This window comes from Xanthomonas sp. NCPPB 3200 (assembly GCF_056393585.1).
Map to the genome: position 1 here is coordinate 2,326,976 of NZ_CM150785.1, position 15,287 is coordinate 2,342,262.

Sequence of the window (15,287 nt, forward strand, 5' to 3'; positions counted from 1 at the left end):
GGAACGCATCTTGCAGGACAAGGCGACGGGTTTCTAATCAGGGAATCGCGTGAGGCAATTCGTGATTTTCCTGACAGGGCGTGGGGAATTCCCTGACGTTCAATGCGGACTCAAGCGTGCCCGCCGGAATCCCGTCACTGTTTTCGTCGCTGGCGGCCGTTTCCGGTCGGCGCAGCGGTTTGCTCAGACCAGTTCGTTGTGATGCTTGGCGGCCAGCAACACCAGGTCGTTGGCACGCCGGCAACCGAGCGATTCCATCATGCGCGCGCGATGGGTCTCCACCGTCTTGACGCTGATGCCGAGGTCGGCAGCGATTTCCTTGTTGCTCTGGCCGCGGCCGATCTCGCGCAGGATCTCGCGCTGGCGCGGCGACAAGGCAGCGATACCGACCGGTTTTTCCCGGCCCAGCATCGGCGCGATCATCTTGGACGAAATCTGCGGGCTCAGGAACACCTGCCCAGCTGCCGCTGCACGCAAGGCCAATTCCAGCTCGAGCGGCGCCGCATCCTTGACCACGAAGCCCACCGCGCCGCGATCGAGCGCATCGCGCACGTGCACCGGGTCGTCGTGCATCGACATCATCACCACATGCGTGCGCGGCGCGGCGCGCAACACATCGGTCATGGCATCCAGGCCGCTGCGGCCAGGCAGGGACAGATCCATCAACACCAGATCAGGCCGGTGCAGGGATGTCATGTCCAGGGCTTGCTGTGCGTTGCTGGCCTCACCCACGACATCGATGCCGGCGAAGGTTTGCAGCAGCCTGGACAGGCCGGCACGGACAAGGGTGTGATCGTCGACGATGATGACTCGCACGGCGCAGAAGAGACCTTTTTTCAGTAAAGGGCACCTTAGCCGACCCGGCGCCCCGCGCCAACAGGCGCTATCAGCGCTGGCGGCGGGCGTCGGCGATCTGACGGCGATGCAGACGGAACAGATGACGTTCCAGCGCCTCCTGCAAGCCTGGGGAAAGCGGCGCAAACCGCAGCCATAGCCAGTGATCGTGGCCATCGCTTGCGCTTGCCAGGACCTCGGCAGGAAGCTGTACCAGTTCAGGAAGCCAGTCGGAGGGTTGCAGGCAAACGCTGCCCAGGGTGCCCGGCGGGTGGCTGCTTGCGCAGCTCAGGCGGATTCCGCGCACCGACCAGTGCACGTTCGCCTGGATCAGTCCGCTGTCGCCCTGTTGCACCAGGCGGCCGATCAGGGCCAGCATCAGGTCGAGCTTGGCGTCCATGCGCTGCACCAGCAGGGGCAGCTCGTCACGGTCTTCGCTGCTGTCTTCGCTGCGCAGGTCTTCCACCTGGCCCAGGCTGCGCAGCAGGGTTTCTGCGGCACTGTGCGAGCCGGCGTCGCTGCCGGCACGGAAGCCGGCCGGCAGGCGCACTTCGCAGCTGAGCGTGTCGGCGAACAGCGCGGCATCGGCCGATGGCGCGAGTGTGCCGAGCGCGGACATCAGATCCGTCCGACCCGTGCGTAGGCGCGGCTGGCCGTAGAGGACGTGCGCTGCGCGCGGATCAGATCCAGCAGCTTGCGTCGACGCTCGAGCATCATCCGCATCAGGTCCTGCTGCATCACCTGCAACGTCTGCAACGCGTCGCGGTCCTGACTCAGGTCCGCCTGCTGCGCGTACTCGCGCAGGTGCAGATCGTGGGCATCCAGCATGAACGGCATCACCTCGAATTCCTCCTGCGCCATGGCCAGGCGGATGTCGGCAATTTCGGCTTGAAGGCTCTGCGCGCTATGCATGGTATGACTCACGAAGCGGCGGAAAGGCCGCGTTGGTCCAGGGGGATGGAATTCCACGCCGAATCGATTTCGCTGAGCAGATCCAGCGCTTCGGTCAACGCGGTTTCGTCGTTGTGCAGGTTGGCGGCAGTCAGCCGCTGCATCACGTAGTCGTAGAGCGCCGACAGGTTACCAGCGATCTCGCCACCGGCTTCGTGATCGAGCGATCCGTTCAAGTGGCCGACGATCGCGCAGGCTTCGCCGATGGCCTTGCCCTTGCGCGCCTGGTCGCCCTGCGCCAGGCAGGCCTGGGCCAGACGGATGCGCTGGCAGGCGCCGGCGAACAGCAGCGACACCAGCTTGTGCGGGTCGGCTTCGGTCACGCTGGTGGACACGCCGACCTTGCGGTATTGCTCGGCATACTGACGATTGGAACCGTACATGGATGACTCCTCAATGGGCTGACCTTCGTTGGTCCCGGAGCGCTGCGCTCCTGCGACGACGCTCCTGCCGGAAGGCAAGGCCGAAATCACGATAGGCCCTTCTTGTATCGGCAAGACCATTGCGGGACTTGAGGATCCTCATCACGGAAATCAGCTCGTCAGCAGGCTGCTGAGCGAACTGGTGCTGCTCTGCAGCTTGCTGATCATGGTTTCCATCGCGGTGAACTGCGCGGTGTAGCGATCGCTGAGCTTGGTCATGCGCGCGTCGAGGTCATCCAGGTCATCCTCGTAGCCCTTGATCTGCTTGTTCAAGCTGTCCGAACGCAGGGTCAGGGTGCCGTTGTTGGCGTTGACGTTGCTGTCGAGCAGCTTGGTCATGGCCGAGCCGAACTTGCTGTCCTTGCCGAGCACCTCGGCGGCGGCACCGCCGTCGGCGGCGATGGCGGTGTCGAACTTGCCGCCATCGAAGCTCATCACCCCATCCTTGTCGATGGTCAGGCCGAGCGACTTGAGTTCGGTGAGGTTGCCGCTGACCTGGCCGCGCAACTGCTGCTGCAGGCCGCGCACCAGCGAGTCGCCGGTCAACGCCGCGGCGGTCTTGGTGGTGGGGTCGTAGGCGCTGCTCTTGGCCAGCAGGGTGTTGGCGGTGTTGTAGGCGGCCGCGTACGCGGTCAGATTGGCCTTGAGGCCGCTGGTGTCGGCCGCAACGCCCAACGTGACCTTGGTGCCTTCGGCGGCCTTGGTGAGGTTGAGCACCACGCCCGGCACGATATCGGTGACGGTGTTGGAGCTGGAGGTGCGTTCGAAGCCGTCCACGCGCACCAGCGCATCGGTCGCGGCCACGGACTGGGTCAGGCCGCCGCTGACGCCGGGGCCATAGGTGAGGCTGCTCAGGCTGGGGTCGCTGGCGCTGACGGTCAGCGCGCCCTTGGTACCGGTGTCGACCGCGTTGAACACCAGGTGCTGGCCGTCGTTGGCAGTCACCACGCTGGCGGTGACGCCCTTGCCACCGGCCGCCTTGTTGATGGCGGCGGCGATGTCGGTGAGCTTGTCGGTGCCGCTGATGTCCACGGTGATTTTTTTCTCGCCATACCCGATCGTCAGCGTGCCGCTGCCGACAGTGGCATCGGCGACGAACGCGCCGGAGGCGAGCTTTTGCGCGCTGGCCAGCGAGACCACTTCCACCGAATAGTTGCCCGGCGCGGCCGAGCTGGTGGTGGTGGCGGTGAAGCCGGCATCGGTCGGCACCGTCGCCTTGTAGGCGTTGGTGTCGGCGCTGCTGATGACCTTGTCCAGCGCAGACTTGAGCGTGGTCATGCTGCTCTTGATCTGGCTGATCGCCGACAGCTGCGTGGTCGCGGCGGTCCCGGCCTTGTTGATGCGCGCCTGCTCCGGGTCTTTCTGCCGGGAAACCAGGGTGGACACCACAGTTGGGATGTCCAGACCGGAGCCGGAAGTGCTGATCACCGATGCCATGTTGCATTCCTCGTCTGGGCGTCCAAGCAAGGATGGACGCATGGGATTACGAGACGGGTATCGGCCGCATCCGCCAGGACTTTAGCGGCAGCGACCCCGTTTCGCTCACGAGTGTGGGTAGTGCAATTTCCATGCCGGCGGGATGCGTCAAAAAACCCGCGCCAGCAAACCGTGCTGCGCATTCGCCCTCAAATCTCGGGCGAAGCAATCGGCGGCCACAAAAAAGCCCCTCCGAAGAGGGGCTCTTGACTTGGTGCGAAGCGCTGCCGATTACTGCAGCAGGCTCAGCACGTTCTGCGGAACCGACTTGGCCTGGGCCAGCATCGCGGTACCGGCCTGCTGCAGGATCTGCGTGCGGGTCAGCTCGGCGGTTTCCTTGGCGTAGTCGGTGTCGCGGATACGGCTACGCGAGGCCGACAGGTTTTCCGAGGTTGCGCTCAGGTTGGCGATGGTGGAGGTGAAGCGGTTCTGCACCGCACCCATGTCGGCGCGCGAGGAGTTGACCGCGGTCAGCGCCTTGTCGACGATTTCCAGGGCCTTCTGTGCGCCAGAGAACGTGGAGATGTCCAGGGTGCTCAGGGTCGAGGCGGTGGAGCCGGAAGCGGCCGAGGCGGTGGTGATGCCGGCGCCGACGGTGATGCCTGCGGCGCTGGAAGTACCGGCGGTCAGCGAGGTGAAGTCCTGGCCAGCCTTCAGCGATTCGATCTGCACCGTACCGTCGGTCTTGATCGAGGCGTACATGCCGGTCTGGTCGAGCTTGTCATTGATCGCCGCAGCCACCTTCTTGTTAACGTCGGCAGCGCTCTCGCCGACGCCGATCTTGACGTCCGCGATGGTGACGCTCTTGGATGCACCGCTGGCGTCCTTGAACGACAGGCTCATGCCGCTGATCGAGCCCGATGCGGTGGAGGTGCCGGTCACGCCAGCGCCGGAAACGGCGGCAGCGAAGTTGGCCTTGCCCAGCGAATCGACGTTGGCGTCGACGATGCTGTTGATGCCGATGGTCTGGCCGGCGTCGGCGCCGACCTGGAACAGCGCGCCGGAGAAGTCGCCGTTCAACAGCTTGGTGCCGTTGAAGTTGGTCTGGTTGGCGACGCGGTCGATTTCGGCGGTGAGCTGCTTGACTTCGGAGTTCAGCGCGTCACGGTCGGTCGGCGAGTTGGTGGCGTTGGACGACTGCACCGACAGCTCGCGGATACGCTGCAGGTTGCTGCCGATTTCGACCATCGCGCCTTCGGCGGTCTGGGCCAGCGAGATACCGTCGTTGGCGTTGCGCGAGGCAACGTCCAGACCGCGGATCTGCGTGGTGAAGCGCTCGGAGATCGCCAGACCTGCGGCGTCGTCCTTGGCGCTGTTGATGCGCAGACCCGAGGACAGACGCTGGATGCTCGTCGACATGCTCGCGCTGCTGGTGTTGAGGTTCCGCTGAGCGTTCAGCGACATTACGTTGGTGTTGATTACCTGTGCCATTTTGATTTCTCCTAAGCGATTTTTCCGGCAAGGGGGACTTGCCCGGAGCCTCCGCAGGGGGGCCATCAAGTTGGCCGTTGCCGCTGCTGAGATGAATAACGGCGTTGCGTCGGGAACCTTTAGCGAAATCCAGTGTTTTTTTACTGTCTTTCTGCTGCGGGACGAAATACGGAAGCGTTGTGTATCAAGGGGTTTGGTTTATTCGGCAGCACCCCGTAGATCTTTAGCGTTGGTATAACTTTCGACGAATAAACTCCGTCGGCCTGCGCAAGTGCTCGCGCGCAGGAGTGCAGAAAACGCGGGTTTTCTGCTGCAAATCAGCGGATCAGGTTGAACAACGACGACGACTGCATCTGCTGAAAAATCGTTTGAGCGGCCTGCAACGAGGCCTTCTCCAGTTCGTACTGACCAAGCGCCGAGGCGTAGTCCAGATCGCGGATCGACGACAGCGTGGTCTTGAGGGTGACCTCGTTGGATTCGAGCAATGAGTTGGCGTTGTCGATCGCCGACAGCTGCGCACCGCCGGAGGCGCGCGCATCGATCATCTTCGACGAGGCCTGTGCGATGTCGCGCATCGACGACTGCAGCGTGTTGATCATCGCCGCCTTCTGCGGCTGGGTCAGCGTGTCGGAGTTGAGCGCGCCGACCAGGTCGTCGATGGTGGAGAACACGTCCTTGGTGGTGGAGGCGCCGATCTGGAAACTGTCGCCCACCGCCGGTGCGCCGCTGATGCGCATGCGCACGCCGGCCGCGTTGATGTCCTCGCCATCCTTGTAGGTGCCGGTGCCGACCACCGTATTGGTGCTGTCGCGCACCTCGTAGGTGTCGGCGGCGGTGAACTGCACGCTGTAGCTGCCGCCGTTCCAGCTGCCGGTGCTGGAGTCGCGGCTGAAGTCCAGCAGCAATCCGGTGCCGGTGTTGGCAGTGTTGGGGTGCGCATCCACGGTGCCGTCGCCGGTGCGGATACGCATGAAGATTTCGCTGCCGGGCAGGGTGTCGCTGACGAAGGTGTCCGGCGCCACTTCGACCTGTTTCTGGGTCTGGTCGCCGTTGTAGGTGACGCCGCCACTGCTCTTGATGAACGGTGCGCTGCCATCGGCGGTGCCGCCGAACAGGTAGCGCCCGGTGCCGTCGGTGCTGTTGGCCAGGCTGACCATGCTGTCGCGCAGGGCGGTCAGTTCCGAGGCGATCGCCTTGCGGTCGTCGGGGCTGAGCGAGGAGTTGTTGGCCTGCACCGCCAATTCGGTGACGCGCGCCATTTTGTCGCCGGCCTGGGACAGGGCGTTTTCCTGCAGGCCAAGGCGGTTCTGCACGTTGTTGGCGTTCTCGCCAAAGCGGGTGATCGCGGCCAGTGCGCGATCCAGGCCGACCGCAGTGCCGGCGGCGACCGGATCGTCCTTGGCGGTGACCAGGCGCTGCCCGCTGGCGAGCTGGGACTGGATCTGGTTCAGCCGGGACTGCTTGGCCGTCATCGACGACACCGACTGGCTGTACATCATGCTGGTGGAGATACGGTCGGTCATCAGCGTACGGCACCCAGGATGGCTTGGAAGATGGTGTCGGCGGTGGAGATCATCTGTGCGGCGGCCTGGTAGGCCTGCTGCAGCTTCAGCATGTTGGCGGCTTCCTCATCGAGGTTGACGCCGGAAATCGAGTCGCGGCTGGCCTGCGCCTGGTCGTTGATGACCTTCTGCGCGTCCGAGGCATAACTGGCCGCGCGCGCGGCCGAGCCGACCGAGGTGGTCAGGCCCGACAGCGCGCCGTTGAGCGTGACCGTGCCGCCGCTGAGCGCCTTGGCATCGTCGAGATTGGCCAGCAACTTGGCGTTGCCGTTGTCGCTGGAGCCGGCACCGGTAGGGCCGACGCCGAAGGTGTCGCCGGCCTTGGGCGCGCCGTCCAGCGCAAAGCTCCAGCCGTTGGCGCTGATGGTCTGGCCGGCGGTGTAGGCGAACGGGCCGGTACCGTCGATGGTGTACTGGTTGGCGTCGATGAACTCCACCGACGCCGGGGTCAGCAGCGCCGGGTTCTGCGCATTGGTGACCTTGACGTCGCTGATCTTGCCGGTGCCCAGGTTGGCGACCGTGGCGGTGGCCTTGACCGGGGTGGCCGCGGCAATCCGCGAGGGGTCGGTGATGGCCACCGACAGGGTGCCGGCCAGCCCGGCGGTGGGCTGCAGCAGGAACTTGTCGCCGTTGGCCGGCGTGCCGCCGACCACCAGGCTGACGCCGTTGAGCACCAGCGGATTGGCCGGGGTGCCGGTGCCGCTGAGCGGCACCGCCGAGCCGGTGCTGGCATTGGTGGCCTTCCACGCAGTGCCGTCGAAGCTGAGCGTGACGTTCTGCCCATCCACCGCCGCCATGTTGCTGAAGCTGGCGCTCAGCGACGCGCTGCCGGTGTTGGCGGGGTTGGCGGCGGTGGTGGGCGAGCCGATGTTGAAGAAGTTGCCGCCCATCGCGCCGTACAGGTCCATGCCTTGCGCGTGACCGGCGTTGAAGGTGCTGGCCATGCCCACGGCCAGGCGGCCGAGTTCGGCCTGGGTCGGTTCCAGCACGCTGCTGCGGAACTCCAGCAGCCCGCCGATCTGCCCGCCCAGCGAGCTGGCGCTGAGGCTGACATTCTGGCCCTGGGTCTGCATTGCCACCTGCAGTTTGCTCGGCTGATACGGGTCGGCGACGGTGGTCAGCTTGGACGAGGTGGTTCCCACCACCAGGGCCTGGCCGCCGGAGGTGAAAACGTTCATGAAGCCGCCGTCCTGCATCACCGCGGTGCCGCCGGTGTAGCCGACCAGCTTGGACACCAGCGCGTCGCGCTGGTCGAGCATGTCCGGCGAGGCGCTGTCGATGCTGTTGCCGATGGTGCCGTTGATCTTGGCGATCTGCTGGGTCAGGCGATTGACCTCGTCCACCGCGGAGGTCAGGCCGCTGTTGACCTCGTTGCTCAGGCTGTCCATCTGCCCGTTGAGCTGCTTGAAGCGCGTGGCCAGCGAGTTGCCGCTGTCGAGCATGCTCTGCCGCTCGGCGGTGGACGAGGCATTGGACGAGACCGCGCTGGTGGAGTCGAAGAAGTTCGACCACAGCCCGGCCACGTTGGTGGCGGTGTTGGAGTACAGGCTGTCGACGCGGTTGGACAGCGAGGACAGCTGCTGCAGCCGCGACAGCTCGCCGCCGCTGTCGAGCAGGCGCGAGGTGGCCAGCTGGTCGGCCACCCGGCTCACGTCGGTGATCTTGGCGCCATTGCCCACGAACGCGTAGCCCATGTCGGTGGGCGTGCGCGTTGCAAATTCCACACGTTGGCGGCTGTAGCCTTCGGTATTGATGTTGGCGACGTTATGGCTAACGGTCGACAACGCCCGTTGGAAGGCGATCAGCGCACTGGTCCCGGTGGACATGATGGACATGGGCGTTTACCTCAACGACGAATGGTGCCGAGCCCAGCAGGCTCGGCGGTGCTGGCATAGCGGTTGGACAGGTCGGCCGCCGCGTTGCCGATCGCGGCCACCGCACGGTCGATGGTCGGACCGTTGGCGATCGCCGCGATCTTGGCTGCGTAGCCCGGATCGGTGGCGTATCCGGCCTGTTGCAAGCCGCGTGCAAAACCCTTGATATCGGTGCCGGCCTGCAGCGCGGGCTGGTAACGACTGTTGTTCTTCAGCAGCCGCACGTAGTCGGCAAAACTCTCCTCGGCCGAGCCGTAGGCGCGGAAATCGGCGGTTTCGGTGGTTTTGACGCCATTGACGTATTCGTGGGTGCCGGTGGTGACCTTGTCGCCGCTCCAGCCGGTGGCCTTGATGCCGAACAGGTTGTTGGAGTCGCCGCCATTGCCGATGCCACGCCGGCCCCAGCCGGTCTCCAGCGCGGCCTGCGCGACCAATGCACGCGGATCCACGCCCAGTTCGCGCGCGGCCTTCTGCGCATGCGTCCAGATCTTGGCGACGAAGCCTTCCGGGGTACGCTCGCCCAGGCTGGCGGCGGCGCTGCTCGCCGCGCTCGCATTGACCGCGGCGTTGGCATCGGCGGCATCGCTGGCCGCCACATCGCTCCAGCGATCGTTGGCCGAGGGCCAGCTCAGCGCGGCCGCATCGTCGCTGCCGGCATCGCTGCTGCCGGTGCGCCCGGCGATCAGATCCAGCACCTGGCTCATGCCGATGCCGCCCAGGCCGCCTGCGCCGATGCCTGCAGCGGTGCCGGTGCTTGCGCCGACGCCGGTCGCCGCGCCATCGCGGCTCGGCAACGGCAACGAGGCGTCGCGCTTGCCGGCTACCAGCGAATAGGCCTTGGCGGCATCGGCGGTGCTCAGCGAGGTATTCAACGCCGGGCCGCCGGTGTCGCCGCTCAGCTGCTTGGAGATCATCGCCGACAGGCCCAGCCCCTTGCCGTCGGTCAGCGCCTTGGCCATCTGCTGGTCGTACATCTCGCGGAACATCTGGTTTTCGCCCGGAAACATCGGGTCGCCAGAGCTCGCATCGCGCATGCTCTTGACCAGCATCTGCGCGAACTGTCCTTCGAGCTGACGTGAGACCTTGTCGATCTTGGCGGGATCGGCCTTGGTGCTCGGGTTGAGATCAATGGGCGAGGCTGCGATACGCATGTCAGATCACCTCCAGCTCCGCCGTGAGCGCACCGGCTTGCTTGAGCGCTTCCAGGATGGCCACCAGGTCGCCGGGAGCGGCGCCCACTTCGTTGACCGCACGCACGATCTGATCGAGCGTGGTGCCGCCTTCGAACTTGAACATGCGGCTGCCTTCGGAGGTGGCCGTGATCGTCGACTGCGGGGTCACCGCGGTGCGGCCGCCACTGAAGGCACCCGGCTGGCTGACGTTGGTGTTCTCGCTGATGGTCACGGTGAGCGAACCATGCGCGATCGCCGCCGGCATCACCCGCACCAGCTGGCCGATCACCACCGTGCCGGTGCGTGCGTTGACCACCACCTTGGCCGGGGCATCGCCCGGAGACAGTTCGACATTTTCCAGCCGCGACAGCAGGCCGATACGTGCGCCGGGATCGGTCGGCGAGCGCACTGCCACGGTCACGCCGTCCACCGCACGCGCGGTGCCGGCGCCGAAGCTGCTGTCGATCGCCGCGACCATGCGCGAGACGGTGGTGAAGTCGTTCTGGTGCAGGTTGAGGGTGATCTCGCCGCTGCCGGCAAACACGTCCGGCAATGCGCGTTCGACGGTGGCGCCGTTGGGAATGCGGCCGACGCTGGGAATGTTGACCGACACCCGCGAGCCGTCCTTGCCCTGCGCGCCGAAGCCACCGACCACCAGGTTGCCCTGCGCCATCGCATAGACCTGGCCGTCGGCGCCTTTCAGCGGTGCCATCAGCAGCGAGCCGCCACGCAGCGACACCGCGTTGGCGATCGAGGACACGGTGATGTCGATCGGCTGGCCGGGCTTGGCGAACGGCGGCAGTTCGGCATGGATGGCCACGGCCGCGACGTTTTTCAGCTGCGGATTGACGTTCGCCGGAACATTGACGCCCAGCTCGCCGAGCAGGTTCTTCAGGCTCTGCACGGTGAAGGGCGCCTGGCTGGTGCGGTCGCCGCTGCCGTCCAGGCCGACCACCAGGCCGTAACCGACCAGCGCGTTGCCGCGCACGCCGCCGACCTGGGCAAGATCCTTGATGCGCTCGGCCGAGGCCGGCGCGGCGATCGCGCAGACCGCCACAGCGGCAGCCAACAGACGGAAGGGCAGGGAAGACAGGTTCATGGTCGCAGGCTCAGTAGGGCGACAGACGGGAATTGAAGAAGCGGCTCAGCCAACCCATCGCATTGGACTGCGCGATCGCGCCGCGGCCGCCGTAAGCGATGCGGGCGTCGGCCACCTTGCTCGAGGGCACGGTGTTGTCCGGGGCGATGTCGGCGGCGCGCACGATCCCTTGTACCTGCACCAGTTCGTCGCCCTGGGTCAGGCGCAGGTTCTTCTGCCCCTGGATCACCAGATTGCCGTTGGGCAGGCGCTGCATCACGGTGACCGTGACGCTGCCCTGCATGCGGTTGCTTTGCGCGGTGTTGCCCTTGCCGTCGAAGCTGCGATCGCCGCTCAACGAGTTCTGCAGCACGTTCAAGCCACCGACGGTGAGCGGCGCTCCCAGCAGCGTCGGCGCGGCCATGGTGGTCGCGTCCTTCTTGCTGATGCTGGTATTGGCGGTGGACGAGGCGGTGGTGCTTTCCACCAGGTTCACCGTCAGCAGATCGCCGACATCGCGGGCGCGGCGGTCGCCGTACAGGTTCAGGCTCGGGCCGGCGGCGTAGATCGCACCGGCGGTGGGCTGCGCCACCGGCGCGACCACCGGCACGATCGGCGCCAGTTCGGCGAACGGCCGCACATCGCCGGCCGCCACGCAGCCGCCCAGCAGCGCGCTGCAGGCAATGGCGAGGCACAGGGAGGAGAGAGAAGGCAGGCGGGACATGGCGTGGATTCCTGAGAGGGCAGTGACCGGCGGGCCGATCAGACGTTGTTGTTCAAGTAACCGAGCATCGAGTCGGTGGTGGAGATCGCCTTGGCATTCATTTCGTAGGCGCGCTGCGTTTCGATCATGCTCACCAGCTCTTCCACCGTGTTGACGTTGCTGCCTTCCAGCGCGCCCTGCACGGTGTTGCCCAGGCCGTTGAGGCCGGGGGTGCCGTTCTGCGCGGGGCCGGAGGCGGTGGTTTCGACGAACAGGTTCTCGCCCTTGGACTGCAGGCCCGAGGGGTTGATGAAGTCGGTCAGCGTCAACGCGCCGATTTCCTGCGCGGCGGCCTGGCCGGCCAGCGTCACGCTGATGGTGCCGTCGTTGCCGATGGTCAGCGACTGCGCGCCTTCGGGGATCTGGATGCCCGGCTGCAGCGGGTAGCCACTGTTGGTGACCAGCTCGCCCTGCGCATTGATCTGGAAGGTGCCGTCGCGGGTATAGGCCGAGGTGCCGTCGGGCATCTGCACTTCGAAAAAGCCGCGGCCGTTGACCATCACGTCGAGCGCGCGGCCGGTCTGCTGCTGGCTGCCCTGGTCGAAGCCCTTGAAGGTGGAGACCACCCGCACGCCGGTACCCAGCTGCAGGCCGGTCGGCAGCTGCGTCTGCGCGGAGGTGGAACCGCCCGGCGCACGCACCTGTTGGTACAACAGGTCTTCGAACGCCGCACGATCGCGCTTGAAGCCGGTGGTATTGGTATTGGCCAGGTTGTTGGAAATGACCGACATGCGCGTCTGCTGCGCATCCAGTCCGGTTTTGGCGACCCACAAAGCCTGATTCATGACCCGATTCCTCGTTAGACCCGGGGATGTGTTCCGGGTACGGGTGGGGATATGCACGTGCCGTGCCAAACCCGCGTCGGATTTTTGCCGGCTGTGCACTGGATCACGCGCAGCGGCTGCGGTGGCCTGCGCGGGGCAGGGGTGGCGGCGGACAGGCAGCGGCTAGGCCGAAGCGGTGGACACCTGCGCGGCAGATCAGGCGCGGCAGATCGGTCGCCGGTCAGCGATGTGTTCGGCGACGTGTGAACCCTTAGCGCTGCGTGCGGAAGGGTTCTCGGGATTTGCCGGCTGGCATTGCGACGCAGTCAACAGGCTGGTTGGTCGAGCGCGCGGTGGCCTCACCGCTCGCGGGACACGCCGTGAACCCATCCCTGGGGGCTCGGTGGCGGCATCCATGCCGCCACACGGTCCCGCAATCGGCGAGGCCACCGCACCTGGGAGTGAAGCGGTGATCGTGTGAAAAGCTGCTTGTTGCTCGGGTTGAATCGGGAAGCGGATCGGAAGCGATGCGATCCAAGCAACACACCGCATGCTCTGCTCGCAACCCTGCGTACCGACCATCTCGACAGGTCCTTGCCCGCCCACCGTCGCGGGACCTTACGCGGCATGGATGCCGCGTAAGAGCCTACATGGACGTACTTGCGGCGTGTCCTGCGAGGGTGGGCGGGCAAGGGCCCTGCAGCCAAGTCACAAACCAGCCGCTCTGCAGCAAACGGGGTGGCCGCCATCCAGGTGCTCGACAGCGCGGCAAGCCAACCAGCGGTGCGTCAATGGGCGCCAGTGGCGCTTAGCCGCTGACCCGCAGCAGCGAATTGGCCGACTGCGCGTTGTCGTCGCCGTTCTTGATGATCTTGACCTGCATTTCGAACTGCCGCTGCAGCTGGATCATCTCCACCAGCGCGCCGGCGGCGTCCACGTTGCTGCCCTCCAGCATGCCGCTGTTGATGGTCTTGCCGGTGGCCACCGCAAACGCCTGCGCCGGGTCGGTGCTGGTGTTACGCATCAGCCCGTCCGGGCGCCGCGTCAAACGGTCGGCGGGGGCATCGACCACCTTCATCTTGCCGACGATGGCCATGGTCTGCGGGCCTTCGCCCTGCGGAATGATCGAGATGCTGCCGTCACTGCCGATCTCCATCGCCTGGTGCGGCGGGATCGTCATCGGATTGCCGCCCTCATCCAGCACCGCATGCCCATTGGCGGTGACCAGCTGGCCATTGGCGGTGAGTGCCAGCTCGCCGTTGCGGGTGTAGGCCTCGCTGCCGTCGGGCGACTGCACCGCCAGCCAGCGGTCCTGCTGCAGCGACACGTCCAGCGGGTTGCCGGTGACCTTCTGGTGGCCCTGGCTGCGGTCGAAACCCTGGTCCACATGCAGCGCATCGATCCGCGACGGATAGCCCTTGCCCTGGATCTTGAACGCCTCGGTATTGGCCAACGCAGCCTTGAACCCCACCGTATCGACGTTGGCGAGATTGTGCGACACGGTGCCCTGCGCCTGCAGGGAGGCGCGGGCACCGGTCATCGCAACGTAGAGAGCTTTGTCCATGAGGCACCGGGATTGGGGAATGGAGAGTCGGGAATCGGGAATCGCAAAGGCGGGATTGCTGGAGACTGGAAGAGGGAAGCAAGGCCGGCATCCGATGCACGCAATGCCAGCTCTTACGATTCCCTATTCCCCAATCCCGATTCCCAGCCGTTAACGAATATTGATGATCGTCTGCGTGACCTGATCCTGGGTCGAGATCATCTGGGAGTTGGCCTGGAAGTTGCGCTGGGCCACGATCATGTTCACCAGCTGCTCGGTCAGGTCCACCGTGGAGGATTCCAGCGAGCCGGATTCGATCTGGCCCAGGTCCGAGGTGTCCGGCGCGCCGGTGCGGGCGGCACCGGAGGTGTAGCTTTCGGCCCACATGTTGTTGCCCTGCGACTGCAGGCCCTGCGGGTTGACGAAGGTGCTCAGCGCGACCTGGCCCAGCGGCTTGTCGGCGCCGTTGGAGTAGCGCGCGAACACCACGCCGCTGGTATCGATGCTGATCTCGTTGAGCTTGCCGCTGGCATAACCGTCCTGGCGGGTGTCACGCAGCGCGAAGGCTTCGCCGTACTGGGTCGAGCCGCTGACGTTGAGCTGCATGTTCAGCACGCCGGCGCCGGTGCTCGGGGTGAACGGGTCCATCGTGATGATGCCGTTGGCCGGGGTGGTCAACGCGCCGGTATCGGAGAACTGCAGCGTGGTGGGCGCGCCGACCGCGGCACCGTCCACGTAGTTGTGCACCTGCCATTCGTTCGGGTTGGCGGTCTTGACGAAGTAGGAGGTCTGCACATGGCTGACGCCCAGCGAATCGTAGACGTTGATGCCGCCGGTGGAGTGGCTGTAGGTCTTGTCGTCGGCCGGGCTGAAAGGTGTCACCGACGGGGCGGTGGCATTGCCGGGCAGGGTAAAGGCCAGGTTGACCGTGGAGGTCGACTTGGGCGGGCTGTCGGTGGTCAGCAGCTGCAGGTCCGACAGGCGGCCGACGTCGAAGCCGTTGCCGCTCGGGTTGGGGGCGAAGACCTGCAGGCGCGCGCCTTGCGGATTGATCACGTAGCCATTGGCATCGGTCTGGAAGTTGCCGGCGCGGGTGTACATCTTGGCGCCGTTGGAGGTCACGGTGAAGAAGCCTTCGCCGGAGACCGCCAGGTCCAGGCTGCGCCCGGTCGGGTCGATATTGCCCTGCGAGAACTGCTGCGCCACATTGCTGACGCGCACGCCCGAACCCACCGCGTTGCGCGACAGGCCGTAGCTGGTGCTCTGGAACATGTCGGCAAACTCGGCACGCGATTCCTTGAAACCGGTCGTGTTGACGTTGGCGATGTTGTTGGAGGTGACGTTCAGATCGGCATTGGCTGCGTTGATGCCGGACAACGAGGTATTGAAAGCCATGGATGAGGTCCTTTAAGTGTCG

At 65.6% G+C, this 15,287-nt stretch carries 14 protein-coding genes; all 14 read right to left on the bottom strand.

All coding sequences use genetic code 11. The features are described 5' to 3' along the window. Nucleotides 1-183: 183 nt before the first annotated feature. Nucleotides 184-816, bottom strand: a complete 633-nt coding sequence (locus tag AC06DU_RS10150) for a response regulator transcription factor (RefSeq protein WP_003482986.1) — start codon at nt 814-816, stop codon at nt 184-186. A gap of 70 nt (nt 817-886) precedes the next feature. Further along, nucleotides 887-1,453, bottom strand: coding sequence for a PilZ domain-containing protein (locus tag AC06DU_RS10155; RefSeq protein WP_478204299.1), 567 nt, complete (start codon nt 1,451-1,453; stop codon nt 887-889). Continuing rightward, nucleotides 1,453-1,746 (bottom strand): hypothetical protein, encoded by a 294-nt coding sequence (locus AC06DU_RS10160; RefSeq protein ID WP_039407718.1) that lies wholly within the window; start codon nt 1,744-1,746, stop codon nt 1,453-1,455. Before AC06DU_RS10160 ends, AC06DU_RS10155 begins: the two co-directional genes overlap by 1 nt. 8 nt (nt 1,747-1,754) lie before the next feature. Continuing rightward, nucleotides 1,755-2,168, bottom strand: a complete 414-nt coding sequence (gene fliS, locus AC06DU_RS10165) for a flagellar export chaperone FliS (RefSeq protein WP_024939606.1) — start codon at nt 2,166-2,168, stop codon at nt 1,755-1,757. 150 nt (nt 2,169-2,318) lie between these two features. Then, complete coding sequence (gene fliD / locus AC06DU_RS10170) at nt 2,319-3,644, bottom strand: flagellar filament capping protein FliD (protein WP_126966706.1); 1,326 nt, start codon at nt 3,642-3,644, stop codon at nt 2,319-2,321. Between the two features lie 270 nt (nt 3,645-3,914). Next, nucleotides 3,915-5,114: a flagellin gene (locus AC06DU_RS10175; RefSeq protein WP_478204300.1), complete on the bottom strand. Its 1,200-nt coding sequence runs from the start codon at nt 5,112-5,114 to the stop codon at nt 3,915-3,917. 317 nt (nt 5,115-5,431) lie between these two features. Further along, nucleotides 5,432-6,637, bottom strand: a complete 1,206-nt coding sequence (gene flgL / locus AC06DU_RS10180; RefSeq protein WP_024939609.1) for a flagellar hook-associated protein FlgL — start codon at nt 6,635-6,637, stop codon at nt 5,432-5,434. Next, on the bottom strand, nt 6,637-8,511 hold the full coding sequence (gene flgK, locus AC06DU_RS10185) for a flagellar hook-associated protein FlgK (protein ID WP_047128676.1): 1,875 nt from the start codon (nt 8,509-8,511) through the stop codon (nt 6,637-6,639). The genes flgL and flgK overlap by 1 nt, the downstream gene beginning before the upstream one ends. Before the next feature lie 11 nt (nt 8,512-8,522). After that, nucleotides 8,523-9,701 (bottom strand): flagellar assembly peptidoglycan hydrolase FlgJ, encoded by a 1,179-nt coding sequence (flgJ, locus tag AC06DU_RS10190; RefSeq protein WP_102252098.1) that lies wholly within the window; start codon nt 9,699-9,701, stop codon nt 8,523-8,525. 1 nt (nt 9,702) lies between these two features. Beyond that, nucleotides 9,703-10,821, bottom strand: a complete 1,119-nt coding sequence (locus AC06DU_RS10195; RefSeq protein ID WP_039521506.1) for a flagellar basal body P-ring protein FlgI — start codon at nt 10,819-10,821, stop codon at nt 9,703-9,705. Between the two features lie 10 nt (nt 10,822-10,831). Then, nucleotides 10,832-11,524 carry a flagellar basal body L-ring protein FlgH gene (flgH, locus tag AC06DU_RS10200; protein ID WP_016901722.1) on the bottom strand — a complete coding sequence of 231 codons (693 nt, stop codon included), beginning with the start codon at nt 11,522-11,524 and terminating at the stop codon, nt 10,832-10,834. A 38-nt stretch (nt 11,525-11,562) separates the two neighbouring features. Further along, nucleotides 11,563-12,348 carry a flagellar basal-body rod protein FlgG gene (gene flgG / locus AC06DU_RS10205; protein ID WP_016901723.1) on the bottom strand — a complete coding sequence of 262 codons (786 nt, stop codon included), beginning with the start codon at nt 12,346-12,348 and terminating at the stop codon, nt 11,563-11,565. 787 nt (nt 12,349-13,135) lie between these two features. Further along, complete coding sequence (flgF, locus tag AC06DU_RS10210) at nt 13,136-13,891, bottom strand: flagellar basal-body rod protein FlgF (protein ID WP_005921307.1); 756 nt, start codon at nt 13,889-13,891, stop codon at nt 13,136-13,138. Nucleotides 13,892-14,041: 150 nt separating this feature from the next. Beyond that, on the bottom strand, nt 14,042-15,265 hold the full coding sequence (gene flgE / locus AC06DU_RS10215; protein WP_016901724.1) for a flagellar hook protein FlgE: 1,224 nt from the start codon (nt 15,263-15,265) through the stop codon (nt 14,042-14,044). Nucleotides 15,266-15,287: the final 22 nt, after the last annotated feature.